Raw genomic sequence first — 24,283 nt, forward strand, 5'->3', positions numbered from 1 at the left:
CCCAAGGAGAACACCGTTATGGAAAACAACAGTCTGACCCGGCCGCTCGGCGGCCTGGGCCAGGTGGCTGCGTCCACCGCCGCCAGCCCCCAATGGTCCGGCCGCATGGCCTTCGTGCTGGCCGCCACCGGCTCGGCGGTGGGGCTCGGCAATATCTGGAAATTCCCCTACATCACCGGCGAGCACGGCGGCGCCGCCTTCGTGCTGGTGTACCTGGCCTGCATCCTGGTGATCGGCATCCCGCTGCTGATGGCCGAGGTGATGATAGGCCGGCGCGGCCGCCACAACCCGCCCCATGCCATGGCCGCCCTGGCCGGGGAGGCGGGGGCGTCGCCCCGGTGGCGTTGGCTCGGCTGGGTAGGCGTGCTCACCGGTTTTCTGCTGCTCAGCTTCTACGTGGTGGTGGCCGGCTGGGCGGTGGCCTATATCTTCGACACCGGCGCCGGCACCTTCAACGGCGCCTCCGGCGAGCAGGTGGGCGCCCACTTCGGCGCCCTGCTGGGATCGCCGCTGCCCCTGATCTTCTGGGGCAGCCTGGTGCTGGCACTGACCCTGGGGATTGTCGCCCTGGGGGTACGGCAGGGGCTGGAGCGGGCGGTCAACCTGATGATGCCCGGGCTCTTCCTGTTGCTGCTGGTGCTGGTGGGCTACGCCATGACCACGGGCCACTTTATGCAGGGGCTGGAATTCCTGTTCAACCCGGACTTCGGCAAGCTCTCGGGCAACAGCGTGCTGGTGGCCCTGGGCCACGCCTTCTTCACCCTGAGCCTGGCCGGGGGCGGCATGATGACCTACGGCGCCTACCTGCCCGGCAAGGTGTCCATCGCCAAAACGGCACTGACCATCGGCCTGTTGGACACCCTGGTGGCGCTCTTGGCGGGCATGGTGATCTTCCCCCTGGTGTTCGCTAACGGCCTGGAGCCTGGCGCTGGCCCCGGGCTGCTGTTCGTGACCCTGCCCCTCGCCTTCGGCCAGATGCCGCTGGGCGCGCTGTTCGGCGCCCTCTTCTTCGTGATGCTGTCGGTGGCGGCGCTGACCTCGGCCATTTCGCTGATCGAGCCGGCGGTGGCCTGGCTGACCGGGCGCTACCGCATCAGCCGGGCGCGGGCCTGCCTGGGCTCGGGGGTACTGATGTGGCTGCTGAGCCTGGGCACCGTGTTCTCCTTCAACCTGTGGGAGCAACACACCCTGTTCGGCAAGACCTTCTTCGGCGGCCTGGACTACCTCACCTCCAGCTGGATCATGCCGTTGTCCGGGCTCTTTATCGCCCTGTTCGCCGGCTGGGTGATGAGCCGCACCGCCACCGAGCAGGAACTGGGCCGGGGCCCGGGCTACCGGCTGTGGCGCTTCACCATCCGCTACCTGAGCCCGGTGTTTATCGTGCTGATGTTCCTCAATGCCATCGGCGCCTTTGGCTGAGGCGCCGGTCTTCCGAAGCGCTTCGCCTAGGGTGTTGCCGGCTCCTCCGTAAACATCCGTTTTACCTCCGCCATCACCGCCTCGGCCACCGGGGTGGGGGAAAAATGGTGGGAGTGGGCCAGCACCAGCCGCTGCGACGGCAGCGGGTTGGCGATGGGGCGGCACACCAGGCGGGCGCCGTCCTGGGTCTGATCCGACAGCGGACGGGTGATCAGCAGGGCGACCCCCAGCCCCTGGGCCACCATGCCGCGCACCATTTCCAGCGAGGTGGTGCGGTAGGCGATACGGGGCTCCAGCTGGTATTGCCAGAACGGCGACATCAGAAACTCCCGGCTGTGCGGCAAGTCGATCTGGATCAGCGCCTCCCCGGCCAGATCCTCCAGCGACACGGCCTGCTGCCGGGCCAGCGGATGCGTCGGGGGCAGGGCGGCGTAGAACCGGCACTCCTTGAGCAGCTGCACCCGGGGGCGTTCGGTCATGCCCAGATCGTAGGTCAGCGCCAGCTCGACCTGGCCGGTGTCCAGCATGCGGCTGATGGAGCCGAGATCCCCCTCGCGCAGTTGTACCTCCACCCCGGGCAGCGTTTCCCGCAGGCGGCGCAACAGGCCGGGCACATAGGGCGGCCCCAGAGAGCTGAAATAACCGATGGTGATCTGGCCGCGCAGCTGGGGGCCGGCATCCTGCGGCTCGGCGAACATCTCGGCGCGGGACAGCAGGGCCCGGGCTTCTTCCAGCTTGCCGCGGCCGAAGGGGGTGATGGCCAGCCCCCGTGGCGGGTTGCGGATAAACAGCTCGGCCCCCAGCTCGGCTTCCAGGTTGCGCACGATCAGCGATACCGACGGCTGGGACAGGTGCAGCCGGCGGGCGGCAGCGGCGGTACCGCCGCTTTCGGCCACCGCCACGAACACCTTGAGTTGATGCAGGGTTATCACTACTAGAAAAATCTATATTGAATATATGTAACTAATATTTTACACAATATTCACCCGCTGACAAACTCAGAGCCAAGACTTCACCACCACTCTGAGGCCCATACCATGGAACAGCAGCACCAGCGTCAGCCCCTGGCCGGGATTAAAATCGTCGATCTCACCCGTGTTTTGTCCGGCCCCTTCTGCACCGCCCTGTTGTCGGATCTGGGCGCCGAGGTCATCAAGGTAGAACCGCCGGGCGGTGATGAGTATCGCCATGTGGGTCCCTTTGAGCAGGGAGAAAGCGCCCTGTTCACCCTGATGAACCGCAACAAGAAAGGGGTGGTGGCGGATCTGAAAAATCCCGGGCACCTGGCCCGCTTGCTGGAGCTGGTGCGCGAGGCCGACGTCCTGGTGGAAAACTTCAAGCCGGGGGTGGCCGAACGGCTGGGGGTGGGCTTTGCGGCCATCAAGGCCATCAACCCCGACATCATCTACGCCAGCATTTCCGGCTTCGGCCAGCGGGGCGAGTCGAGCGGCCTGCCGGCCTACGATCTGGTGGTGCAGGCCATGTCCGGCATCATGGCCATCACCGGCGAGCCCGACGGCGAGCCGACCAAGGTGGGCGAGTCCATCGCCGATCTGGCCGCCGGGCTCTATGCCTCCTGGGCCATACTGGCCGCCCTGTTCGACCGGCAGCGCAGCGGCGAGGGGGTCCACCTGGATATCGCCATGCTCGACTGCCTGTTCTCGCTGATGCCGACCCCGGTGGCCCAATGGATGTTCGGGGGCGAGGCACCGGGGCGGGTCGGCAACCGTCATCCCTTGTCCACGCCCTTCGGATCCTTCAACGCCGCCGATGGCCGGGTCATTATCGCGGTGCTCAACAACCGCCAGTTTGCCGCGCTGTGCGCCGTCATGGGCCGGCCCGGGCTGGCGCAGGACGCCCGCTTCGGGTCCGACGAGGCCCGCACCCGCCACGAGCCGGCGCTGCGCGACCTGATCGAAAGCTGGCTGTCCGGCCACAGCGTGGCGTCGGCCATCGCCAGCCTGGCGGCGGCGGGCATTCCCGCCTCGCCGGTGCTGGACATGGGCGAGGTGCTGGCGCGGGCCCGGCAGGGCGAACGCCGGCTGCTGCGCACCCAGCGGCACGCGCGCCTGGGCGAGATCCCCATGATGACGCAGCCGGTACGGGCCAGCGCCTGGGCCAGCCCGGCGCCGGCAACGGCCCCCGCCCTGGGGGAGCACGACGCCGAGTTGTTCCGACCCTAAGCCGGCCCATTCCCACTTTCATTACGCCACACCGGCGCGGCCGGTGGGCCCCGTTGCGCCCTGGTGTCAGGGGGCGACGGCATACCGACAACCCAAGGAGAGGATCACCATGAACATCACCATTACCGAAGACGATCGGATGCTGGCCGACGCCATGCAGCGCTTTTGCCGGGAGGTGATAGCGCCGGCGGCGGCGGACATAGACGAAGGCAGCCATTCGGCGGTCCGCCACCGGGCGGCGCTGTCCGACATCGGCATCATGGGCATGAACCTGCCGGAACACTGCGGCGGCACCGGGGTGTCGGCGGTGGCGCTCTACCTGGCGGTGGAGCAACTGGCGGCGGCCTGCGGCTCCACCGCCTCCATGGTGACCGCCCATTTCCTGGCGACCGACTCCATCCTGCACGGTGGCACCGAGGCGCAGCGCCGGCGCTGGCTGCTGGGGGCGGCCAGCGGCGAGCTGTTGGGGGCCTTCGCCCTGACCGAGCCCAACGCCGGATCCAATCCGGCGGCGATGCGCACCCTGGCGGAAAAAACCGGCTCGGGCTACCGGCTGCGCGGGGTGAAGCACTTTATCTCCAACGCCGCCGAGGCGGACTTTCTGGTGGTGTATGCCAAAACCGACAAGAGCGCCGGCCACAGGGGCATCAGTGCCTTTATCGTCGATCGCCACGCGGCCGGGGTGTCGGTGAGCGCGCCCGAGCGCACCATGGGCCTCAGGGGCGGGCATGTGTTCGAGGTGGCGCTGGACTGCGAGGTGCCGGCCGACCGCCTGCTGGGCGGCGAAGAGGGCAGGGGCTTTCGCACCGCCATGCAGGTGCTGGACAACGGCCGGGTGGAAATTGCCGCCAGTTGCACCGGCATTGCCGGTGCCGCCCTCGAGGCGGCCCTGCACTGGGCCAGGACCCGCGAGGTCAACGATCACCCCATCGCCGAGTTCCAGGGGCTGCAGTGGATGCTGGCCGACATGGCCACCGAGCTGGAGGCGGCGCGGATGTTCGGCCTGCGGGCGGCCACCAGGCGCGAACAGGGGGAACGCTTTTCCCAGGAGTCGGCCATGGCCAAGCTCTACGCCTCGGAAGCGGCCGGCCGCATTGCCGACAGGGCGCTGCAGATCCACGGCGGCTATGGCTACACCCGGGAAATGCCGCTCGAGCGCTATGTGCGGGACCTGCGCATCATGCGCATCTACGAAGGCTCGTCCGAAGTGCAGCGCAATATCATAGCGCGCACCCTGCTGAACCACTGAGGAGCAACGGCGATGAAGATACTGGTCACGGTAAAAAGGGTCATCGATTACAACGTCAGGGTCAGGGTGAGGGCGGATCAGAAAGACGTGGAGCTGGCCAACGTCAAGATGGCGCTCAACCCCTTCTGTGAAATTGCGGTGGAAGAGGCGGTGCGGCTGAAGGAAGCGGGCGTCGCCTCCGAGGTGGTGGTGGTGTCGGTCGGGCCCCAGGAGGTGCAGGAGCAGATCCGCGCCGCCCTGGCCCTGGGCGCCGATCGCGGCATCCATGTGCACACCGAACAACTGCCCGAGCCGCTGTCGGTAGCGCGCTTGCTGGCGCGGCTGGTGGAGCGGGAGCAGCCGGGGCTGGTGATCCTCGGCAAACAGGGCATCGACGCCGACCACAACCAGACCGGGCAGATGCTGGCCGCGCTCACCGGCATGGGCCAGGGCACCTTCGCCTCGGCGGTGAAGATAGCCGGGCAGGAGGCACTGGTTACCCGGGAAGTGGATGGCGGCCTGCAGACCCTGGCGTTGCGGCTGCCGGCGGTGGTGACCACGGACCTGCGGCTGAACGAGCCGCGCTATGCCGCCCTGCCCGGCATCATGAAGGCGAAGAAGAAGCCGCTGGAGCAGTGCACCCCGGAGGCGCTGGGGGTGAGCCTGCGGGCCCACAGCGAGCTGCTTGGGGTGACGCCGCCGGCGGAGCGCCAGGGCGGGGTCATGGTGGGCTCGGTGGAAGAGCTGGTCGACAAACTGAAACACGAAGCGAAGGTGATCTGATGGCTATCCTGATCGTTGCGGAACACGACAACCGTATCCTCAAGGCCGCCACCCTGAACACGGTGGCCGCCGCCCGCCAGCTGGGCGGGGAACTCATCGTGCTGGTGGCGGGCCAGGGCTGCCGGGCCGTGGCCGAGGCCGCCGCCCGGGTGGAGGGGGTGGCCAGGGTGTGGCTGGCCGACCATGCCGCCTACGCCCATCAGCTGGCCGAAAACCTGGCGCCGCTGGTGGCGGAGCTGGGCCGGGACTGCAGCCATCTGCTGGCGCCGGCCAGCACCGGCGGCAAGAACCTGCTGCCGCGGGTGGCCGCCCTGCTCGGCGTGGGCCAGCTGTCCGACATCATCTCGGTGGAAGGCGCCGATACCTTTCGCCGGCCCATCTATGCCGGCAATGCCATCGCCACCGTCCGCTCCCTCGATCCGATCAAGGTGCTCACCGTGCGCACCAGCGCCTTTGCGGCGGTGGCCGGCGCGGGCGGCAGCGCATCGATAGAAGCAGTGGATTCGGTACATGACACGGGGTTGTCCCGTTTTGTCGCCGAGCAGTTGTCGGTGTCGGAACGTCCCGAGCTGGGCGACGCCCGGGTGGTGGTGTCCGGCGGGCGCGGCCTGGGCAAGGCCGAACACTTCGCCCTGATCGAGGCCCTGGCCGACAAGCTGGGCGCGGCGATAGGCGCTTCCCGCGCCGCCGTGGATGCCGGCTTTGTCGCCAACGATCGCCAGGTGGGCCAGACCGGCAAGATAGTGGCGCCGGAGCTCTATATCGCCGTGGGCATTTCCGGCGCCATCCAGCACCTGGCCGGCATGAAGGAGTCCCGGGTCATCGTGGCCATCAACAAGGACGAAGACGCGCCCATCTTCCGCATTGCCGACTACGGCCTGGTGGCGGATCTGTTCGAGGCGCTGCCCCGGCTCACGGCGCAACTGCCCTGAGCACGGGGACGGGAACGGCAGCAACGAAGGAATGAAGGGGCGTCGCTACCGGTGGCGCCCTGTCGAGGGAATGACCCGCCTGGGCGGGTCCAGCACTAGCCTGTCAACGGAGAAGAAGGATGAATAACGTCGAGGTAATGCAAGGAAGACGCGGGGGCGCTGTCAAGGCGCTGCTGGGCAGTTTGATCGGATTGTTGATTTTCTTTATTCCCTTGTCGCTCGGGGGCGACCAGGCCACTATTCCCCTGGTGAGCCTGATCGGGGCCATCAAGGGGGCGCTGGGCGACAGCCTCCAGTACCTGACCCTGGCGCTGACCCTGTTGCTCTGCCTGACCTGGGGGGCTGCCCGGCTGACCGGCAATGCCGCCCTGGCACGCTACCATCGCAAGGACAATGCCCTGGTCGGCCTGCTGTTCCTGCTGGGCGCGGTATTTGCGGCCTTGCTGGTGTTCCGGATTGGGCCCGACTGGTTCCTGCACAAGGACGTGGGCGGGCTGGCGCTCTATCTCGGGGGCAGCGTCTTTCTGACGGTGGTGGTGGCCGGCTTCCTGGTGCTGTTCCTCACCGAGTTCGGTTTTCTCGAATTCGTGGGCACCCTGATGGAGCCGCTGATGCGCCCGCTCTACCGCCTGCCCGGCCGCTCGGCGGTGGATGCGGTGGCCTCCTTCGTCGCCGCCCCGGCGGTGGGGATTTTCATTACCAACAAGCTGTACCGCAGCGGCCACTATACCCAGCGGGAAGCGGCCAGCATCGCCACCAACTTCAGTATCTGCAGCCTGGGCTTCTTCGCCCTGCTGGCGTCCATCGGCGGCATCATGGAATACCTGCCGCACATGATCGTCTCGTCCTTCGTCATCAACTTCCTGCTGGCCGCCGTGGTCACCCGGCTGCCGCCGCTGAGCCGCAAGCCGGACCGCTACTTCGACGGGCGCACGGCCCGGCAGGGCAGGGACGGCGGCAAACCGCAGGGTCCCATCCTGTTGCGCGCCTGCCAGGCCGCCGCCGAGCGGGCGGCCACCACCGGCCCCGAGGTGTTCGGCCGTTACCTGTGGGAGGCGGCGACCTTCGCCCAGAAGATAGTGGCCTATATCCTGTCGATCGCCACCATCGCCCTGGTGGTAGGCACCTACACGCCGCTGTTCGAGTACCTGGGGCTGGTGTTCGAGCCCTTGCTCAGGCTGCTGCAACTGCCCGACGCGGACAAGATAGCGCCCACCGTGTTGCTGTCCATCGCCGAAATCGCCCTGCCCGCCATCATCATCGCCGGGGGCGAGGTGGCGCCGATGAGCGTGTTCTTCGTCTGCACCCTGTCCACCATCCAGATCATCTTCTTCACCGAGAGCGCCAACGCCATGCTGGAATCGGACATCCCGCTGTCGGTGACGGATCTGGTGCTGATCTTTCTCATCCGGACCCTGCTGGCCATCCCCCTGGTGGCGCTGGCGGCACACCTGATCTTCTGAACCTGGAGCAGGGGCGGGCCGCCGCCCCTGCCGTTTTGACGGGAAATAGCAATGAACAGAGAAATCATGGAGTTCGACGTGGTCATCGTCGGTGCCGGCCCCGCCGGGCTGGCGGCGGCCTGCCGGCTGATGCAGCAGGCGCGGGAGGCCGGCCGGGAGCTGAGCCTCTGCGTGGTGGAAAAGGGCTCGGAAGTGGGGGCCCATATCCTCTCCGGCGCCGTGATCGATCCCCGGGCCCTGGCCGAGCTCTTCCCGGACTGGGCCGAGCGCGGTGCCCCGCTGACGACCCCGGTGGCGGCCGACGAGCTTTACTGGCTGGCGCATGAGGGTACGGCCCGCCGTATCCCTGGCTGGCTGGCGCCCCCCAGCCTGCACAACGAGGGCTGTTACGTGGCCAGCCTGGGCAAGCTGTGCCGCTGGCTGGCCGAGCAGGCCGAAGCCCTGGGGGCGGAGATTTACCCGGGTTTTGCCGCGAGCGACGTGCTCTACCACGACGACGGCGCGGTCAAGGGCGTCGCCACCGGCGACATGGGCGTCGGCCGGGATGGCGAGCCCGGGCCCGGCCATGTGCCGGGCATGGAGTTGCATGCGCGCTACACCCTCTTTGCCGAAGGCTGCCGCGGCCACCTGGGCAAGGAGCTGATCGCCCGCTTCCGGCTGGATGACAAGGCGGATCCCCAGCATTACGGCATCGGCATCAAGGAGTTGTGGGACATCGATCCGGCCAGGCACCGGCCGGGACTGGTGATGCACGGCACCGGCTGGCCGCTGGCGGGCGACACCGGCGGCGGCAGCTTTCTCTACCACGGCGAGCACAACCAGGTGGTGGTGGGACTGGTGGTCGACCTCAACTATACCAACCCCTGGCTGAGTCCCTTCGACGAGTTTCAGCGCATGAAACAGCATCCGCTGTTCCGCCGGTACCTGGAAGGAGGCAAGCGGGTGGCCTACGGTGCCCGGGCCATCGCCAAGGGCGGTTTCAATTCCCTGCCCAGGATGACGATGCCCGGCGCCCTGCTGCTCGGCTGCGATGCCGGCACCCTGGATCCGGCCCGCATCAAGGGCACCCACACCGCCATGAAGTCCGGCCTGCTGGCGGCGGAGGCGGTGTTCGAGGCGCTGGCCGGCGGCGGGGACGGGCGGGCGCCGACCGCCTTCGACGCCCGTTTCCGCGCGTCCTGGCTGTACGATGAGCTGTATCGCGGCCGCAACTTCGGCCCGGCGCTGCACCGTTTCGGCCCCTGGCTGGGGGGCGCCTTCAACTTCCTGGAGCAGAAGCTGTTCGGCGGCCGCCTGCCCCTGACCCTGCACGATCGCCGGCCGGACCATGAGGGACTGAAGGCGGCGGCGGGCTGCCCGCCCATCAGCTATCCCAAGCCGGATGGCAAGCTCAGCTTCGACAAGCCGTCTTCGGTGTTTTTGTCCAACACCAACCACGAAGAAGATCAGCCCTGCCACCTGCAACTGCAGGATGCGGCCATCCCGTTGGCGCAGAACCTGCCGCGCTGGGCGGAGCCGGCCCAGCGTTACTGCCCGGCGGGGGTGTATGAGGTGGTAGAGCAAGCAGCGGGAGCCGGGCTGCAGATCAACGCCCAGAATTGCCTGCACTGCAAAACCTGCGATATCAAGGATCCGTCCCAGAATATCCGCTGGGCAGTACCGGAAGGAGGCGGCGGGCCCAATTATCCCAACATGTAGCCGAAGTTGGAGATATGTTCTTGGTACAGGCGGTACATCATATTGCCACTACATAGCCAAAAAGTTATGAGGTTCATATACAAACTATATTCATTTTAAATGTTTACGGAGTGTTAATTTTCCCCTGTGGGTAGCGGGTTCAGAGCCGGTGCGCCGCATTAAAAGGACGTAACAACACAGGGGAGAGGAACCTATGAATGCCATTGTTTTGGCTATTTTGGTGATGGTGGGGCTGTGTCTGGCCCGGGTATCGGTGGTGTTTTCACTGGTGGTCGCCGCCCTGGTGGGCGGGCTCTGGGCGGGGATGTCGGTGGAGCAGGTGATCGGCGCCTTCAACGAGGGGCTGGGCGGAGGCGCCACCGTGGCGCTGGCCTACGCCACCCTCGGCGCCTTTGCGGTAGCGCTGTCGCGTACCGGCATTACCGGCCTGGTGGCCGACAAAACGCTGGCCTGGGTCGGGGCCCGCCGTGAGCCGGGCCAACTGGGGGGCATCAAGTGGTTGCTGTTCGGCGCCCTGGTTATCGTGGGCGCCGCTTCCGGCACCGTGGTGCCGGTGCATATCGCCTTTATTCCCATACTGGTGCCGCCGCTGCTGGGGTTGATGAGCATGCTGCAACTGGACCGGCGCGCCGTGGCCTGTGTGATCACCTTCAGCATCACCATCATGTACATGACCACCCCCGTCGGGTTTGGGACGATTTTTCTCAACGACATTCTCACCGGCAGCGTCAACCAGGCCGGCAGTGAACTGGGTTTGCAGGTGACTCCTGAGATGGCGCCCAGGGCCATGCTGATCCCGGCACTGGGCATGGTGTTGGGGCTGCTGGTGGCGGTGCTGTTCAGCTACCGCCGGCCGCGGGCATATCGGCATCAGCCGGTGGCGGCCGCAGCCCGGGAAAAGACCGAGCTCCGGCTTTCCAAACGGCAGTTGGCAATGATACTGGTGGCGGTGGTGGGGGCCCTGGCGGTGCAGCTTGCTACCGGCTCCATGGTGCTGGGCGGCCTGCTGGGCTTTGCCCTGTTGTCGATGAACGGCCTGTTCAAATGGAAGGAGCAGGACGACGTCTTCACCCAGGGCATGCGGTTGATGGCGCTGATCGGTTTTATCATGATTGCCGCCTCCGGCTTTGCCGGGGTGATGAAGGCCTCGGGCGCCATTCCCGAACTGGTGGCGGGATCGGGGGCGCTGATCGGCAACAGCCCGGCGCTGGCGGCACTGGTGATGCTGCTGGTGGGGTTGTTCATTACCATGGGCATCGGCTCGTCGTTTTCCACCGTTCCCATTATCGCCGCCATCTATGTGCCGCTGGCGCTGAGCTTCGGCTTCTCGCCCCTGGCCACCCTGGCGCTGGTGGGTACGGCGGGCGCCCTCGGCGATGCCGGCTCGCCGGCCTCCGACTCCACCCTGGGGCCCACCGCCGGGCTGAACGCCGACGGCCAGCACGATCATATCCGCGACTCGGTGATCCCCACCTTTATCCACTACAACATTCCGCTGGTGATCTTCGGCTGGGTGGCGTCCCAGGTGCTGTAGCCCCGTTGTCTGCCGGCATGGCTAGCCGGCTTGCCCGGCTACCAGGCCGAGGAACAGCCGGGCCGGCACCGACAGCGGAAAGCGGCGGGAGTGGGCCAGCACCACCCGCTGGGGCTGGACCTCGTCGGCGAGCGGCACGCAGGCGAGGGCCGCACCATCGTAGCTGCGGTCTCCCGCCGGCCGGGTGCAGGACAGCGCCACCCCGTGACCGTGGGCCACCAGGCCCCGTTGCAGTTCGAAGGACGCCGTGGTGTGGACGATGTCGGGCTTGAGTCCCCGGTGCCAGAACAGGGAGAGGAAATACTCCCGGGTGAGCGGCAGATCCTGCAGTATCAGCCGCTCCGCCGCCAGCTCTGTGAGGCTGATGGAAGGGCTGCCCGCCCTGGGATGGGTGGTGGGCAGCAGGGCATGGGGGAGCAGTTCATCCAGCACCTCGGCGTCTATCTCCTGCGGCAGGCCCAGATCGTAACTCAGGGCCAGCTCGGCCCGGCCCTGCTCCAGCGCCCGGCTCACGCCGGCCAGATCCTCCTCCTGCATCAATACCCGGATCCCGGGGTAGCGGCGCTCGAAGCGGCTCACCAATCGTGGCAGGTAGTAGGGCGCGATATCCCTGAAACAGCTCAGCACCAACTGGCCCTCCACCTCGCTGTCGTCCTGCCGCTGGCGGGCCAGCAGGTTGTGGGACAGGGTGAGGATATGGCGCGCCTCCTTCAACAGCGCCTCGCCGCCGGGCGTAAGGCTGACCCCCTGGCCCCGGTGGCGCTGGAACAGGGGCTGCTCCAGCAACCCCTCGAGCTGGGTGATGGCGATGGACACCGAAGGCTGGGACACATGCAGCACCTCGGCCGCCTTGCTGACGCTGCCCTGCTGGGCCACCGCGACAAAGTAGCTCAGTTGCCGGAAGGTAAAAGGTATAGCCATTGCTCTATGTATCCCATATGTAAACTGTATTTATAAGCTATGTGATGCCGGTGCTAAAGTCGAGTCGTCGCTAACCACAGGGAGGAATCACCATGGGCCACACAACCACCACGACCTGGCTGACACAGGATCAACGGGACGCCTATGCGCGAGACGGCGCCATCGTCGTCAGGGGTGTGTTCAAGGACTGGATAGAGCCATTACGGACAGGTTTTGAACGGGTGCTGCGCGAGCCTGGCGAGCATGGCCGGGAGAACGTGACCGGCAACGATGGCGGACGTTTTTTCGAGGATTACTGCAACTGGCAGCGGATACCTGAATTCCGGCATTGGATAGAGGCATCCCCCGGAGCGGCGATTGCCGGGGAGGCTACCGGCTCACGGCAAATTCAGGTATTCCACGAGCATATTCTGGTGAAGGAGCCGGGCACCGCCAAGCCCACACCCTGGCACCAGGATTTACCCTACTACTGCGTGGACGGTGACCAGACGGCCAGTTACTGGATACCGCTGGATCCCATTACCAAGGAAAATGCCCTGCAGGTGGTGCTGGGCTCCCACCGCTGGCCCAAGTTGGTGCGACCGAGCAAGTGGTCCACCAATGCGTCCTGGTACCAGGATGACAGCCCTTTTATGGACATGCCGGATATCGACGGCGGGGACTTCGAGATCCTCATTCCCGAGCTGGAGCCGGGCGATGCGCTGTTGTTCAACTTCAAGACGGTGCATGGTGCCCCGGGCAACCGGACATCCAACCGGCGCCGGGCCTTTTCTACCCGCTTTATCGGCGACGACGTGCGCTATATCGACCGGGGCGGACCCACCTCGCCGCCGTTCGACGGCATCGGCCTGCAAACGGGGGAGCGGATGCGGGAGGACTGGTTCCCGGTGGTGTGGCGGCGTTAGCCCAGCCGGCGCCAGCCGAAGCGGCGGCGAAAGGCCAGGGGGCTCAGCCCGGTATGGGCGAGGAAGCTGCGGTTGAAGTGGCTGGCGTTGTTGAATCCCGCCTGCTCGCGCACCAGCGCCACCGGCAGGAGGCTGGTGGTGAGCAGGTGGCAGGCGTGACCCAGGCGCAGGCGGTTGAGGTACTGGCTGAAGCTGGTGTCGCAGTGCTGTTGCAGCAGCCGCTTGAGGGTGGCGGGGCTCAGGCTGCAGTGGCGGGCCACCTGTTCCAGGCGCAGGGGCTCTTGGTAGTGGCGCTGCAAATGGCCGAGCAGCCGATCCAGGCGCCGGTCCGGCGGTTGCTGCAACCGCCCGCCCAAGGGGCGGCCATGCTGGTCCGCGCGCAGCAGTTGCAGCAGCTCCAGCAGGGCGGCCAGGGCCGGCAGCGGGCCCGGTTGCGCCATGCGCTCGAACAGTCGCCGGGCCCGGCGGGCGGTGGCGGTGCCGAACACGGCGCCGTTGCCGAGCCCGGCCAGCCAGTCGAGCAGGGGCGACAGCTCCACCAGTCCCGCCGCCACCTGGGCCTGCAGCCAGTGCCTGGGCAGGAACACCACATACACCTCGGGCGCGCCGTCCGAGGCCTTGGCGTCCCAGGTGTGGGGCACGTCGGGGCCCACCAGCGCCAGATCGCAATGCCCGAAGGGGGCCACGTCCTCGCCGATATAGCGCATGCCTTCCGCCCCCAGGGTCAGGGTGATCTCGTATTCCGGGTGGTAGTGCCACTGAAAGGGCACGCCGGCGTCCTTGAGGTGGGTCAGGGCCCAGGATCTGTGATGGGGCAGGCTCAGCAGTTCGCGTTTAAGCATTTTGGGCCACCTTGGATCTTGATAATGAGCCAATAGTATCTTTTTTCGGGCCAAAGCAATAAATGGTGCCGGGTTGGGAGCGTAGGATCGGGGTAACGGTAACCGATAAAGGAGAGCACCATGAACACAGTGGCGGCCAAGGGCCTGATCTTCGATTTGGACGGCACCCTGGTGGACTCCCACCGGGCGGTGGAGCAGGCCTGGGCCCGCTGGTGCGACCGGCACGGCATTCCCCTGAGCGATGTGCTGGCCATCTGCCACGGGGTGCGCAGCGAAGAGACCATCCGCCGGTTGGCGCCGCAGCTGGACGTGGCGGCCGAGGCCGCCTGGCTGGAAGCGGTGGAGAAGAGCCTGAACGACAGCGTGACCGCCATCCCCGGCGCCCGGGAGCTACTGTGCTCGTTGCCGGACTATGGCTGGGCCATCTGCACCTCGGGCAGCCTGCCCCTTTCCATGCCCAAGCTGGATCGCAACGAGCTGCCCCTGCCGCGGATCCGGGTGACCGCCGAACAGGTGAGCAGGGGCAAGCCGGATCCCGAGCCCTACCTGCTGGCGGCCCGGCTGCTGGGGCTGGCGGCACCGGACTGCCTGGTGTTCGAGGATGCCCCGGCCGGCATCGCCTCGGCCCTGGCCGCCGGCTGCCGGGTGGTGATAGTGGGCGGCTGCCGCCACGAGCACGAACGGGTGCTGGGCAACATCCCCGACTACCGGAAGGTCGGCTACCGGGATGGGCGGCTCAGCCTACCGGTATAACCAGATGATGGCGTCGTTTCGGCGCCATTAGCCTGCTAATCGTTGATATTTGCCGATATTGATGTCATCCCCGCGTTCTCCCTCGTCATTCCCGCGTTCTTCTTTTCCCACCTTGTTGGTTTCGTTTATTTCGACTACAGTAATAGCCCTGTTTCGTATATTTCGTTTATGGCTATTGTTCGAGGTGTGAGATGTCCAGTGATAACCTAGTCCGGTTGCCGACCCCAGATGAAGTAGAGGTGGCCCGCTCTTCCAGCCGTACCCTGGCCAAGTACGCCAACGAGGACAGGGTAAATCTCACCATCAATGGTCGGCAGGGGAAAGATGCCTTGATCCTGCCCGGCACAGTAGTGGATCTGCTGCTCAATATCCTATCCGAGTTGTCGCAAGGCAATGCCATCAGTGTAATGCCCGTGCATGCCGAACTCAGCACCCAGGAGGCGGCCAACCTGCTGAACGTCAGTCGACCACATCTGGTTAAGCTGCTGGAGTCGGGAGAGATTGAGTTCAAGAAGGTGGGTACCCACAGACGTATCCTGGCCAGGGATCTGCTGGCTTACAAAGCCCGTCTCGATAAGGCGCGCTCCGCCGCCCTGGATGAACTGGCCGAGCTGTCCCAGCTCAATGATATGGGATACGAGTGATGGCTCGCTTTACCGTCGTTCTGGATGCCTGTGTATTGTATCCGGCCGTGGTAAGAGATGCCGTCATGCGACTGGCGATGACCGATCTGTTCAAGGCGCATTGGAGCGATACCATTCATGATGAGTGGATGAATGCCCTGAGGAGGGAGCGGCATGCCGATGGACAGCCGAAATTCCGTGAAGAGGTGCTGCAGCGGACCCGTGAGCTCATGGATCTTTATGCCCGGGATGCCAAGGTGGAAGGGTTCGAGGCTCTTATCGAAACGATCAGCTTGCCGGATCCTAATGACAGACATGTGGTGGCCGCCGCCTTGAAGGTCAATGCCGATGCCATCGTTACCTACAATCTGAAGGATTTTCCGGCCCCATACCTGATGGAGCATTTCGGACTGGAAGTGATCCACCCCGATGATTTTTTCCGTTACCAGTTCGATCTGAATGCAGGCCTGGCGGTCAAGGCGTTTCAGGCCCAGCTGGCGGCACTGAAGAACCCCCCTTGAGCCGGGAGGCGTTTCTGGTGCGACTGAAGCGCTGCCAACTGATCCAGACGGCGCGTTATCTTGAAGACTTTCTTTGAGTCGTCTGGAATTCCCTATGCCAGGCTTGTGACGGTCGTTGTGTCACCCCAGCTGCCTGGCCAGCGCGGCCACCAGGATGCCGGCGGCGATGGCCGGCAGCGGCTTTTTCAGCGCCAGCATGGTCAGCCCGGTGGCCAGCAGCGCCAGGCGGGCGCCGGTGTCGCCGTTGAGGGCCAGGGGTGTGAGGATGGCCACCAGCACCGAGCCGGACATGGCGCCGATAAACTGCTGCACCCGGCGGTTGATGGGCACGAAGGACATCACGAATACCCCGCCCCAGCGGGTGGCCAGGGTGACCAACGCCATCACGCCGATGATAAGCCAGGGCCCGAAGCCCGCGGTGTCCAGGTTCATGGCTTTTCCTTCTCCATCCACAGGGCGCCGAGCACGCCGCCCGACAGCGCGCCCACCACCACATGGCTGTTGGCGGGCAGATACCAGTAGGCCAGCATGGCCGAGAGCGCGGCCACCACCCAGATGGCCAGCTGGCGCAGATCCTTGCGCCCGCCCACCACCATGGCCAGCAGGAAACAACCCATCACCATGTCCAGCCCCAGGCTGACCGGATCCTCGATGGCGTTGCCGAAATGCAGCCCGAGCCAGGTGCCGAGGATCCAGAACGACCAGATGGCGAGCCCGCCGCCGAACAGCACGCCCAGCGCCCGCTCGCCCCGGTGAAAGCCCTGCATGGCCATGGCCCAGTTGGCGTCGGAGGCGAACAGCATCACCCCGTAGCGCCTGGCCGGCGGCAGGTGGCGCAGCCAGGGGTAGAGGGTGGCGCCCATCAGCAGGTGGCGGGCGTTGATGGCGAAGGTGGTGATCACCAGGGGCACCAGCGGCACCTGGGTGCCCCACATGTCGAGAGAGGCGAACTGGGAGGCACCGGCAAACACCAGGGCGCTCATCAGCACGATATCGGCATTGTTCAGCCCCACCTGGGTGGCGGCCAGGCCGAAGGCCAGCCCGAACACGGCGACGAAAAGGGAAAGCGGCACCAGCTGCTTGAAGCCGTGCCAGGTGTCCTGCCCGTCCAGCCGGGCGAGGGCGGCGTAGGTGTCCATGAGAGACCCGTCGGTTATTACTATCCAAAACGCCAGAATGCCACTGAAATGGCGGTTATTCCACAGATTAATATATGGAATTTAGGCCACTAGCCAGCCTGTTATGGCGTCGTTGCTGCCAAGTGCATTTTGGTGAGTTCGGCCGTTCGATGTTCGGTGAGTTCAATCAGGGCCTGGGTACGAATCAGTGGCTGGATCGAGCCCCCGGAGTAGGCACTGGCGACCAGGTCGGCATGGGCGTCACGAAAGGTGATCCAGGCTCGTTGTGCTTTCTTCAGCCTGTCCTTCCGCTCACTGTTCAAGGCTGCCATGAGCTGCGAGTATGCCTGGTTCAGCATAAAATCAGCCGCCGCATAATGCTGCCCCGCCGCTTCATTCAACTCGGCCTGGGTTAAAGCAGGCTGACCGAACACCGGGTTGCTCAACAAGATGCACATCATTGTTGCAAGGGAATAGATGGCTTTCATTCCAGGCTCCTTTGTCGCCCTGTTGCTGTGGTCAATGACACGGCCAACCTATCTGAGTAGCCGGATGGCACCAAGGTCGGTTACTCCACCATCACGCTGACCGTATGGAATACCTTTGAAAGCAGCTCGGCCTGGCTCTGGGTCTGGGTCTTGCGGAGCAGGTTGCGGATATGAAAGCGCACGGTGGCCTCGCTGATAAACAACCCCTTGGCAATTTCGACAACCGGTATGCCGTTGATCAGCCGCTGCAAGACTTTCACTTCGGCGTTGCTCACGCCAAACGTCTGTTGCAGCAGATTGGCTGGGGGAATGCTGGTGCTGGGGGAAAGGATAAAGACAATACAGCTGGCGCTCTTGCCCAGCCAGTCAAATTGCTCCTGGGTGCTGCACCAGGGAAAACACAGCGCTATCTTGCGTATTCCTTGCTCGGCGAAAGGCACCACACTGCTGAGCTTACTGTTTTTGTCCTGGCCGACGGCGCCGACCAATTTATGCAGGCGGCTGTTTGCGCCCGCCTCCGGTAGCCGCAGCGTCGACTCTTTGGCCGAGGCTAGCTCCCTGTGCAGATAGGGCTCGGCCCTGTGGTTGTGCTGCACCACCTGCCCCTGCCTGGTAAGCAGGGCCGTGGCGGCGGCGATATGTTCGAGCGAATCCAGTGCAAGTTTCGAGGTAAGCCGGGCTTCCAGCAGTTGAACATTGATCAGGAAGGCACGTTGCAGGTGGGGAAGCAGCGACTGCATCAACAGGTGTTCATCAGCCGTGTAGAGTGCGTCCGTCTCGCTGCGGACGACCGATATCCAGCCACGTCGTTGCTTGTTGCGGTAAAATAGCCCGGCATTGAAGTGGGTATAGCCGAGATCTTCGTAGAAGTTTTCGTAGCAATAGAGGGAATGAAGGTTTTTCACATCAAAGAAGTCCTGACTGGTGAACGCCTTGCCTTCTGGGATGATGCTCAGCAATCCAACCAGTTCATCCTTGGCCATGATGTCGTGCTGGTATCGTTCCACTTCCGCGGCTGACACCCCATTGCTGTAAACACAGTTGATCCTGGCATCGGCGAGGTCTTCCAGCACCAGGTTGACGCTGTGTCCCCCAATGGCCCGCTGGATCTTGCCGGCGACCGACGGCCACAGGGCGGGATCCGCCGCCGCGGCATAAATCGCGTCTATCAGGAGCAACAGGGAGTTATCGACCATGGCCCCTCCGACCAAGACGCCGGTTTCAGTCGCTCGAAGAAAGGCCACTGCCAAGTCGGTCGCCTACTGCATATGTCCATTTGGTAAGGGTAGTTTATTGGACGCGGCCGTCCATCATCCCCTGTGCTGGGGGGGGCAGATACCGCCCGGTGCATCCTTGATGTTGTGGAAGAAGGGCGCTCCGTCAGCCGGATGACTGCCAGGCAAGTTCAGGGCTCATGAATCCACCATGACGGCGGAAGTACTGATCAAGTTCATGCGCGGGCTGCTTGCCTCTTCCCCGGGAAAAGTCTTTCTGATCCTGGACAATCTGCGGGTCCATCGTGCCAAGCGGGCCAAACGCTGGTGGGAAACAGGAATGGCAAAGCCTGATCTGGAGGTGTTTTCCTGCGCACCCGAACTGGATCCGTATGAGGTCATCCATGATGACCTGGAAGGCATGGTGCATGGTGGGTCGGCGATTCGCCGTGTGAAAGAACCCCAGCAGCGAACCCGCTTCTGTATGCGGAAGTTACAACGCATACAGGAGCGGGTGACAAGTTACTTCCAGTCGGGCCTGTCGCTTATGCGGCATGGTCGATGTATTTTGCTGCCGGGTTAATATTTGCATGTAAATCCGCGAGGCAGAACCATATCAGGGCACCGGCCGCACGGATTCAGTAATAAAGTTGTTCTTTGCCAAGAAACTGGAGAGCCATCTATCTGTGTTGGAATTCCCGTATGCATATAGATACGCCTCCACTCCAGGGTCTGGCAAAGCGCCGTAATCTGCCAAGGTCTGTAAAACTTCTGCATATTTTTCGGGGTAGTTTTGAACGGCATAGAAGCCAATCACATCAGTCAACAGAAGTTCGGAGGTACCATCAGATTGAGGTAAGGGGAAGTTAGTGTCAAGGCCATGATCTAACATCAACTGTAGTATTTCGATATAACCGTTCCAGCTAGGATAGGCTTCTCCGGCAAAGAGCAGATAATCATGAAGAGCTACGTGATAAACATGAGCCCGCCCATTTACACCATCAACCGGAACGGGGCGCGTTGGATCCGCCCCATTTTCCATTAGAGTTGATACGGTACGATAAATCCTGTCATGTGACTGGATTAACGCTATGGGGCTGCTTAATCTTGCCAGTGCCAATCGGATAGGAGTATCTCCATAGGGTTGATTTCCTGTTGGTTCTGCTAGGGCGCCATGAGAGATAGCATACTTGATCATCTCTGGGTTGAGATGTTGTGACGCTTGGCTAAGCACAAGTTGCATGTACTGTATGTCATTTTGTAGACCTGTGCACTCAATTGCTGATATCAGTTTGGAAGGATCATCTTTTTTATATTCTTCGTCTACATAAAAGCTTTGAGGGAAAACCAAGTCGGAATGCCCTGGAAGATCTACTTTAATAATTTCCGGAGGGTAAGGGTTACACTCCTCAGTGAATAATCGGGACCACTTTTTCGACTGGGTAGTCCTCCAGCAAAAATGGTCGCAATTACTTCCTAATGTACCGCTGTTTGATATTGCTTGCATGTCATAATTTCTCGGTTTGAGCACGTCATCATATCCGGAGGTACACCCTGAGATACAAAGCGTAATTATAAATGCAGTAACTGGTGGCCTCATTACCATATCCTCCCTCTTTTTAAGGATACCTGCGCTTAAGCTCCCAAACCTCTCTAAAAAATTGCTGTGAAGCTGGCCCGCCACCAGGACAGTCTCTAGTCCCCCGGCAGTCTTTTTGAGCGGCTGGTCTATAACCCACTGCACCCAGACCTATTATTTGTCGCCCATCAATGGTGAGTATTGGTCCACCGGACGATCCCCTCCAAGAGTGACAGTCATGGTCTACCACACCATCTGTAATATTATATAAAGAGCAGCCCCACTCCATGGTCATGAAATTTCCATCCCCAATATCACTTGAGTAACCTGGCAGCATTACACCTCCTCTTAACCTGGGAACCATTGAGTTTGTTAGTCTGCCTCTGATCCCTAGGTACATCCCTTCGGGGACGTTAGGGTGTAAAACTAGAATGGCCCAGTCATTTTTAATAGTGTCGTCGTAAAACCCATTGACCCCCTGGTGGGTTACATGTGAAACAACAGTGTGCTCTGTTTTTTTAAATATCTCATCAAAAACCACTGACGTCGGCGTTCCATTTTCAACACAATGAGCATTGGTTAAGACTATCCGTCTACCTACTCTTGCTCCAGTGCAATAGCCACCGCCTGCATTAAGCACTCTCCCAACTGCCGATGTGAAATTCATGTGAGGAATTACAGGTATCCTCAAAATATCTCGATCGTCGATCCCTTTGGATTGATGTATTTTAGGAATCCTGGAAAAATTGGGTTCGAACTGTGTCTCACGTATGGCACGGTCAAAATTTGATGTGTTATGTCCTTTATGCTGCAGATATGCGGATGCAACAGCCGCCATAATATCAAACCACATCTCTCTCTGACGGGAATTTATTACCTCCGCCTCTTGATGGTTTATTATTCCGTCATAAAGTAAAGATACGCTCTCTCTGTAATAATGCCCAGCCTTTTGAGGCATGGAGTTATCGAGGAACCGGTTGGCCATGAATAAATGCAAAGCCGCGTCATAGATATAATGCCGCTCAGGATAATATTTGCTTGATGAACGCAAGGAGTTTGCTGTTTGCTTCATCATTCTCTCTGCTGAATATATGGCATCAGTCGTCAATGATGTATATATCTCCCCAATGGTTTTATCTACCATGGTTGCCGCCGTATCAGCATTTGCAGTATGACTTGCAAATGAAAAAATAAAAATGACGAGGCTTAGCTGCATTCTATGCCATAGGGTTGTCTTCGTTGGCATAGGTACCTCCTATGGAGTATCAATCTAAAGCATGCCTGACAGTAATTATAGACATTGTGACGGATCGTCAAGTGTCATTTTTATGTCCATCTGGAATTGGTTAGTCTAGCCGCGATGATAAAATAACTGATAAAAATCCCCCTGTATTTTTAGATGCTCTCAATAAACAATTGGTGGGATTTTCCCATTCGGAAGACGTGGCGTGACTACAGGTTGTTACTTTCACCGAGTCCGTGCATGAGGCCGCTCTATGTTGCATCATTAGAAATAGCTGTTTAGTTAAAGCAGCTTTTTAGATGCGACATGGTAGTCTGCCTTGCTACAAACATTTAATAGTAAACTCTTACATGGTTAAATGTAGTATTGATGGGTTCGATAAGAACTATTCAAATGGATAGTTTTTCTATTGATAAGTGAAAATAAAAAAGCCCGCGCGAGGCGGGCTTTGAATACAAGCGGTATCGGCGGCCTTATTTGGCAATCCGCTTGTACTTGATGCGATGGGGCTGGATGGCCTCGGCGCCGTAGGTTTTCTTCTTCCACTCTTCGTATTCGGTGAAGTTGCCTTCGAAGAACTCCACCTTGCCCTCGTCCTTGTAGTCCAGGATATGGGTGGCGATACGGTCGAGGAACCAGCGGTCGTGGGAGATGACCATGGCGCAGCCGGGGAATTCCAGCAGGGCGTTTTCCAGGGCGCGCAGGGTTTCCACGTCCAGATCGTTGGTCGGTTCGTCCAGCAGCAGCACGATATCGGTATTATTCAGCCCCACTTGGGTGGCGGCCAGGCCGAAGGCCAGCCCAAACACGGCGACGAAAAGGGAAAGCGGCACCAACTGCTTGAAGCCGTGCCAGGTGTCCTGTCGGTCCAGCCGGGCGAGGGCGGCGTAGGTGTCCATGGGATATCCCGTTTATTGTTCTGGTCAGGGGCGACAGCATAGCACCATGGCGAAGGTGGGCCGAGCTGGCGGAAAGTAGTAAAAACAAGGCGGAAAGGCGGAGTTGTTTTCGGGAAACGGCGCAGCTGTTATTTCTTCAAAAATGTACACTCTGCTATACAATATTGCTGCTAGTGTTCAAATTTTTATCACCCCCAACGCATTGTCAGATAAGGCCTTTCATGATCTTTCCCTGCGCTCACCTGCGGGTTGTAAGTAGCGCGTTGCGATAAACTTTGCGCAGCAATTCGCTACTTACAAACTGTCGAGTGGAGGTGTGAAGCACCGGAACGGTGTTGGAATACTTTGTTACAAATGTTTACAGTAATTATGCTCTACTTTGTAGTTTTTTAACTCCACTTTAGAATAATTACTATCAGCACCTTTTACGATTTCAAAAAGTTTTACATCACACGTTTTCTTCCCATTTGGCGCCTCTACGTAATCATAAAGAGCTTCATAATTAGCGTTCTTTTCTGGAGTAAAGGAAACCACTTTTCTGCACCATGAATACATAAAGCCTTTGTCTGCCTCTACTGTACCTGGAGTAAAGCCACTTATTCCAACACCGTTGAATTGAAATGAAAACTCTGAACCAGCTGGAATATACACTTCATTTTGATGAGAATCCGGAATCTCTTTATTGTATAGAGGTATGTCTATTCGGCTGAGACTGCGAACTAAGTTTGCTTTAGAACCCAAGGTTGCAATAGGCGATAAAACCTTATCAGACACACAACCTCTAGGATCAGCAGTTCTTACAAAGTTGTTGTTGCTAGGCACTGAAGTAAGCCTGAGCTTAGCGCTATCTTTTCCCTCAATTGGAGCCAAGTATGGATTTGAGGCGCAGCCCACCATAAAGAGCGTAGATGCTAAAGCAATTTCTTTTTTCATTTTATTTCCTCTGATTGTTTATAATGCTTTGCTCACCAGAAAATTAGGAGCGAAGCGAGTGATTTTTCCGCGAGCAGCAACTGGTTAAATCGCATGTTTCCGCACCATCAGGTGAATCAGTGCCACCCGGGCGCCGTTGTAATCGACCCGTTGCTCAATGTCGTAAGGCCGGAAACCAAGTTTTGGGTAAAAGAGCAGACCTGCTGCGTTTCGATTAAAGCTCGACACTGAAACCGCCTCCGCGCGATGCTTCTAGAATCCCAAGGCGAGCATATGGTTGATCAGATAGCTGCCCACCCCAGAACCTCTGGCATCGGATGCCACAACAACGTTACCGATTGAGCACAGCCCTTCTTCCCACCGGTAAAAATTCGCAAACGCAACAACGCGTCCTGCGACTTCCACTACCGTTGAGTCAGTGCGCTTTTCGATGCCCTGACTTACCTCGGCTTCCGACAGTGGGAAAGTTGCCCTCGGGAAGCAGTAAAAAAGCTCTTCTCGTGTTTTCGGAAGCTTACAAATCTTGGGGATGTCGTCTTCCCTTACCTCTCGGAGATACATAGGTTCCCTCCATGCAACTTAACGTTCGCCATAACCGGTGCTTTTGCACGTTCGTGTTAATGGCGTTGTCAGCTGGGCTTGGCCGCACTATAGAGCGCCATTGTACCGAAGACGGTGTTTAAAGTCCGTCGTTGTGTTACTTCAACAAAGCCAGCTTGCTCAAAGAGCAGGGCTGACACATCGGAGTTCACAATTTAAACAGACCCATGGGTTCGAGCAAATAATCGTCATTCAGGCAGCACAGCTTCCGCTTATTCGCCATGCTCAGGCTACGTGACGTATTGCGCTTCAACATGTTCAGGATCCATTGTCTGATGACAACTAGGTTTTCGCTCGCATAACCCACCTTGGCTTGCAGCCTATTTTCGTCAAAGGCGATGTCCAGCATCCAGTGCTGACGGTGGTGAGGTGCGGGAATGATGTTGGCCGAGTTCGGGAATGTT

The 24,283-nt window shown here is 61.1% G+C and carries 24 protein-coding genes and 2 pseudogenes; 13 read left to right on the top strand and 13 right to left on the bottom strand.

Annotated elements, in window-relative coordinates; translation table 11 throughout:
* Window positions 1–18: 18 nt before the first annotated feature.
* Complete coding sequence (locus tag ACT7DK_RS04795; protein ID WP_445396852.1) at window positions 19–1,419, top strand: sodium-dependent transporter; 1,401 nt, start codon at window positions 19–21, stop codon at window positions 1,417–1,419.
* 26 nt (window positions 1,420–1,445) lie between these two features.
* Here ACT7DK_RS04795 and ACT7DK_RS04800 read toward each other — a convergent pair whose 3' ends face one another.
* Window positions 1,446–2,351 (bottom strand): LysR family transcriptional regulator, encoded by a 906-nt coding sequence (locus ACT7DK_RS04800; protein ID WP_445396854.1) that lies wholly within the window; start codon window positions 2,349–2,351, stop codon window positions 1,446–1,448.
* Window positions 2,352–2,456: 105 nt separating this feature from the next.
* Here ACT7DK_RS04800 and ACT7DK_RS04805 point away from each other — a divergent pair, with 105 nt between their 5' ends.
* From ACT7DK_RS04805 to ACT7DK_RS04835, 7 genes are all read left to right on the top strand, one after another.
* On the top strand, window positions 2,457–3,602 hold the full coding sequence (locus ACT7DK_RS04805) for a CaiB/BaiF CoA transferase family protein (RefSeq protein WP_096779755.1): 1,146 nt from the start codon (window positions 2,457–2,459) through the stop codon (window positions 3,600–3,602).
* A gap of 109 nt (window positions 3,603–3,711) precedes the next feature.
* A complete protein-coding gene (locus ACT7DK_RS04810) occupies window positions 3,712–4,851 on the top strand; it encodes an acyl-CoA dehydrogenase family protein (RefSeq protein WP_445396857.1) in 1,140 nt (379 codons plus the stop codon).
* Window positions 4,852–4,863: 12 nt separating this feature from the next.
* Window positions 4,864–5,613 (top strand): electron transfer flavoprotein subunit beta/FixA family protein, encoded by a 750-nt coding sequence (locus ACT7DK_RS04815; protein WP_445396859.1) that lies wholly within the window; start codon window positions 4,864–4,866, stop codon window positions 5,611–5,613.
* Window positions 5,613–6,545, top strand: coding sequence for an electron transfer flavoprotein subunit alpha/FixB family protein (locus ACT7DK_RS04820; RefSeq protein ID WP_445396861.1), 933 nt, complete (start codon window positions 5,613–5,615; stop codon window positions 6,543–6,545). The genes ACT7DK_RS04815 and ACT7DK_RS04820 overlap by 1 nt, the downstream gene beginning before the upstream one ends.
* 119 nt (window positions 6,546–6,664) lie before the next feature.
* Window positions 6,665–8,008: a YjiH family protein gene (locus ACT7DK_RS04825; protein WP_445396863.1), complete on the top strand. Its 1,344-nt coding sequence runs from the start codon at window positions 6,665–6,667 to the stop codon at window positions 8,006–8,008.
* Window positions 8,009–8,059: 51 nt separating this feature from the next.
* Window positions 8,060–9,706: an electron transfer flavoprotein-ubiquinone oxidoreductase gene (locus ACT7DK_RS04830; RefSeq protein ID WP_445396865.1), complete on the top strand. Its 1,647-nt coding sequence runs from the start codon at window positions 8,060–8,062 to the stop codon at window positions 9,704–9,706.
* Window positions 9,707–9,899: 193 nt separating this feature from the next.
* Window positions 9,900–11,240, top strand: a complete 1,341-nt coding sequence (locus ACT7DK_RS04835; RefSeq protein ID WP_445396867.1) for a Na+/H+ antiporter family protein — start codon at window positions 9,900–9,902, stop codon at window positions 11,238–11,240.
* Window positions 11,241–11,261: 21 nt separating this feature from the next.
* Here the strand turns inward: ACT7DK_RS04835 and ACT7DK_RS04840 are convergent, their stop codons facing one another.
* Window positions 11,262–12,161, bottom strand: coding sequence for a LysR family transcriptional regulator (locus ACT7DK_RS04840; protein WP_445396869.1), 900 nt, complete (start codon window positions 12,159–12,161; stop codon window positions 11,262–11,264).
* Window positions 12,162–12,253: 92 nt separating this feature from the next.
* Here ACT7DK_RS04840 and ACT7DK_RS04845 point away from each other — a divergent pair, with 92 nt between their 5' ends.
* Entirely contained in the window at window positions 12,254–13,066 is an 813-nt protein-coding gene (locus tag ACT7DK_RS04845; protein WP_445396871.1) for a phytanoyl-CoA dioxygenase family protein, read from the top strand.
* Here the strand turns inward: ACT7DK_RS04845 and ACT7DK_RS04850 are convergent.
* Complete coding sequence (locus ACT7DK_RS04850) at window positions 13,063–13,908, bottom strand: helix-turn-helix domain-containing protein (RefSeq protein ID WP_445396873.1); 846 nt, start codon at window positions 13,906–13,908, stop codon at window positions 13,063–13,065. The two genes, ACT7DK_RS04845 and ACT7DK_RS04850, sit on opposite strands and share 4 nt — an antisense overlap.
* 120 nt (window positions 13,909–14,028) lie before the next feature.
* Between ACT7DK_RS04850 and ACT7DK_RS04855 the strand changes: the two genes are divergently transcribed.
* From ACT7DK_RS04855 to ACT7DK_RS04865, 3 genes are all read left to right on the top strand, one after another.
* Window positions 14,029–14,661 (top strand): HAD-IA family hydrolase, encoded by a 633-nt coding sequence (locus ACT7DK_RS04855; protein ID WP_445396875.1) that lies wholly within the window; start codon window positions 14,029–14,031, stop codon window positions 14,659–14,661.
* A gap of 191 nt (window positions 14,662–14,852) precedes the next feature.
* On the top strand, window positions 14,853–15,305 hold the full coding sequence (locus ACT7DK_RS04860) for a helix-turn-helix domain-containing protein (RefSeq protein WP_445396877.1): 453 nt from the start codon (window positions 14,853–14,855) through the stop codon (window positions 15,303–15,305).
* On the top strand, window positions 15,305–15,805 hold the full coding sequence (locus ACT7DK_RS04865) for a PIN domain-containing protein (protein ID WP_445396879.1): 501 nt from the start codon (window positions 15,305–15,307) through the stop codon (window positions 15,803–15,805). The genes ACT7DK_RS04860 and ACT7DK_RS04865 overlap by 1 nt, the downstream gene beginning before the upstream one ends.
* Window positions 15,806–15,925: 120 nt before the next feature.
* On the opposite strand, the gene ACT7DK_RS04870 is transcribed toward ACT7DK_RS04865, so the two are convergent.
* The 4 genes from ACT7DK_RS04870 to ACT7DK_RS04885 all read right to left on the bottom strand — a co-directional run bounded on the left by ACT7DK_RS04870 (window position 15,926) and on the right by ACT7DK_RS04885 (window position 18,607).
* Window positions 15,926–16,237: an AzlD family protein gene (locus ACT7DK_RS04870; RefSeq protein WP_445396881.1), complete on the bottom strand. Its 312-nt coding sequence runs from the start codon at window positions 16,235–16,237 to the stop codon at window positions 15,926–15,928.
* Window positions 16,234–16,944, bottom strand: coding sequence for an AzlC family ABC transporter permease (locus ACT7DK_RS04875; protein ID WP_445396883.1), 711 nt, complete (start codon window positions 16,942–16,944; stop codon window positions 16,234–16,236). Before ACT7DK_RS04875 ends, ACT7DK_RS04870 begins: the two co-directional genes overlap by 4 nt.
* 101 nt (window positions 16,945–17,045) lie before the next feature.
* On the bottom strand, window positions 17,046–17,411 hold the full coding sequence (locus ACT7DK_RS04880) for a lysozyme inhibitor LprI family protein (protein WP_445396885.1): 366 nt from the start codon (window positions 17,409–17,411) through the stop codon (window positions 17,046–17,048).
* 80 nt (window positions 17,412–17,491) lie between these two features.
* A complete protein-coding gene (locus ACT7DK_RS04885) occupies window positions 17,492–18,607 on the bottom strand; it encodes a helix-turn-helix transcriptional regulator (RefSeq protein WP_445396887.1) in 1,116 nt (371 codons plus the stop codon).
* A gap of 196 nt (window positions 18,608–18,803) precedes the next feature.
* Here ACT7DK_RS04885 and ACT7DK_RS04890 point away from each other — a divergent pair, with 196 nt between their 5' ends.
* Window positions 18,804–19,208 (top strand): transposase, encoded by a 405-nt coding sequence (locus tag ACT7DK_RS04890; RefSeq protein WP_445402273.1) that lies wholly within the window; start codon window positions 18,804–18,806, stop codon window positions 19,206–19,208.
* Between the two features lie 33 nt (window positions 19,209–19,241).
* On the opposite strand, the gene ACT7DK_RS04895 is transcribed toward ACT7DK_RS04890, so the two are convergent.
* From ACT7DK_RS04895 to ACT7DK_RS04920, 6 genes and pseudogenes are all read right to left on the bottom strand, one after another.
* Window positions 19,242–20,132 (bottom strand): hypothetical protein, encoded by an 891-nt coding sequence (locus ACT7DK_RS04895; protein WP_445396889.1) that lies wholly within the window; start codon window positions 20,130–20,132, stop codon window positions 19,242–19,244.
* A 112-nt stretch (window positions 20,133–20,244) separates the two neighbouring features.
* On the bottom strand, window positions 20,245–21,450 hold the full coding sequence (locus ACT7DK_RS04900; protein ID WP_445396891.1) for a trypsin-like serine peptidase: 1,206 nt from the start codon (window positions 21,448–21,450) through the stop codon (window positions 20,245–20,247).
* A 470-nt stretch (window positions 21,451–21,920) separates the two neighbouring features.
* A pseudogene (locus ACT7DK_RS04905) lies at window positions 21,921–22,223 on the bottom strand (energy-dependent translational throttle protein EttA); the annotation flags it as partial.
* Between the two features lie 471 nt (window positions 22,224–22,694).
* Complete coding sequence (locus ACT7DK_RS04910; RefSeq protein WP_445396893.1) at window positions 22,695–23,279, bottom strand: hypothetical protein; 585 nt, start codon at window positions 23,277–23,279, stop codon at window positions 22,695–22,697.
* Between the two features lie 252 nt (window positions 23,280–23,531).
* Window positions 23,532–23,840, bottom strand: a complete 309-nt coding sequence (locus tag ACT7DK_RS04915; protein ID WP_445396896.1) for a GNAT family N-acetyltransferase — start codon at window positions 23,838–23,840, stop codon at window positions 23,532–23,534.
* A 187-nt stretch (window positions 23,841–24,027) separates the two neighbouring features.
* Window positions 24,028–24,234, bottom strand: a pseudogene (locus ACT7DK_RS04920) (ISAs1-like element ISKpn9 family transposase); the annotation flags it as partial.
* Window positions 24,235–24,283: the final 49 nt, after the last annotated feature.

This window comes from Zobellella sp. An-6 (genome assembly GCF_052487945.1).

Bases quoted from the DNA above. Each gene is read 5' to 3' on its own strand.
- ACT7DK_RS04910 (WP_445396893.1), bottom strand. From the start codon at position 23,279: ATGAAAAAAGAAATTGCTTTAGCATCTACGCTCTTTATGGTGGGCTGC.
- ACT7DK_RS04895 (WP_445396889.1), bottom strand. From the start codon at position 20,132: ATGCAAGCAATATCAAACAGCGGTACATTAGGAAGTAATTGCGACCAT.
- ACT7DK_RS04840 (WP_445396869.1), bottom strand. From the start codon at position 12,161: ATGGCTATACCTTTTACCTTCCGGCAACTGAGCTACTTTGTCGCGGTG.
- ACT7DK_RS04795 (WP_445396852.1), top strand. From the start codon at position 19: ATGGAAAACAACAGTCTGACCCGGCCGCTCGGCGGCCTGGGCCAGGTG.
- ACT7DK_RS04885 (WP_445396887.1), bottom strand. From the start codon at position 18,607: ATGGTCGATAACTCCCTGTTGCTCCTGATAGACGCGATTTATGCCGCG.
- ACT7DK_RS04855 (WP_445396875.1), top strand. From the start codon at position 14,029: ATGAACACAGTGGCGGCCAAGGGCCTGATCTTCGATTTGGACGGCACC.
- ACT7DK_RS04815 (WP_445396859.1), top strand. From the start codon at position 4,864: ATGAAGATACTGGTCACGGTAAAAAGGGTCATCGATTACAACGTCAGG.
- ACT7DK_RS04915 (WP_445396896.1), bottom strand. From the start codon at position 23,840: ATGTATCTCCGAGAGGTAAGGGAAGACGACATCCCCAAGATTTGTAAG.
- ACT7DK_RS04870 (WP_445396881.1), bottom strand. From the start codon at position 16,237: ATGAACCTGGACACCGCGGGCTTCGGGCCCTGGCTTATCATCGGCGTG.
- ACT7DK_RS04865 (WP_445396879.1), top strand. From the start codon at position 15,305: ATGGCTCGCTTTACCGTCGTTCTGGATGCCTGTGTATTGTATCCGGCC.
- ACT7DK_RS04850 (WP_445396873.1), bottom strand. From the start codon at position 13,908: ATGCTTAAACGCGAACTGCTGAGCCTGCCCCATCACAGATCCTGGGCC.
- ACT7DK_RS04835 (WP_445396867.1), top strand. From the start codon at position 9,900: ATGAATGCCATTGTTTTGGCTATTTTGGTGATGGTGGGGCTGTGTCTG.
- ACT7DK_RS04900 (WP_445396891.1), bottom strand. From the start codon at position 21,450: ATGCCAACGAAGACAACCCTATGGCATAGAATGCAGCTAAGCCTCGTC.
- ACT7DK_RS04820 (WP_445396861.1), top strand. From the start codon at position 5,613: ATGGCTATCCTGATCGTTGCGGAACACGACAACCGTATCCTCAAGGCC.
- ACT7DK_RS04825 (WP_445396863.1), top strand. From the start codon at position 6,665: ATGAATAACGTCGAGGTAATGCAAGGAAGACGCGGGGGCGCTGTCAAG.
- ACT7DK_RS04845 (WP_445396871.1), top strand. From the start codon at position 12,254: ATGGGCCACACAACCACCACGACCTGGCTGACACAGGATCAACGGGAC.
- ACT7DK_RS04880 (WP_445396885.1), bottom strand. From the start codon at position 17,411: ATGAAAGCCATCTATTCCCTTGCAACAATGATGTGCATCTTGTTGAGC.
- ACT7DK_RS04860 (WP_445396877.1), top strand. From the start codon at position 14,853: ATGTCCAGTGATAACCTAGTCCGGTTGCCGACCCCAGATGAAGTAGAG.
- ACT7DK_RS04875 (WP_445396883.1), bottom strand. From the start codon at position 16,944: ATGGACACCTACGCCGCCCTCGCCCGGCTGGACGGGCAGGACACCTGG.
- ACT7DK_RS04805 (WP_096779755.1), top strand. From the start codon at position 2,457: ATGGAACAGCAGCACCAGCGTCAGCCCCTGGCCGGGATTAAAATCGTC.
- ACT7DK_RS04810 (WP_445396857.1), top strand. From the start codon at position 3,712: ATGAACATCACCATTACCGAAGACGATCGGATGCTGGCCGACGCCATG.
- ACT7DK_RS04830 (WP_445396865.1), top strand. From the start codon at position 8,060: ATGAACAGAGAAATCATGGAGTTCGACGTGGTCATCGTCGGTGCCGGC.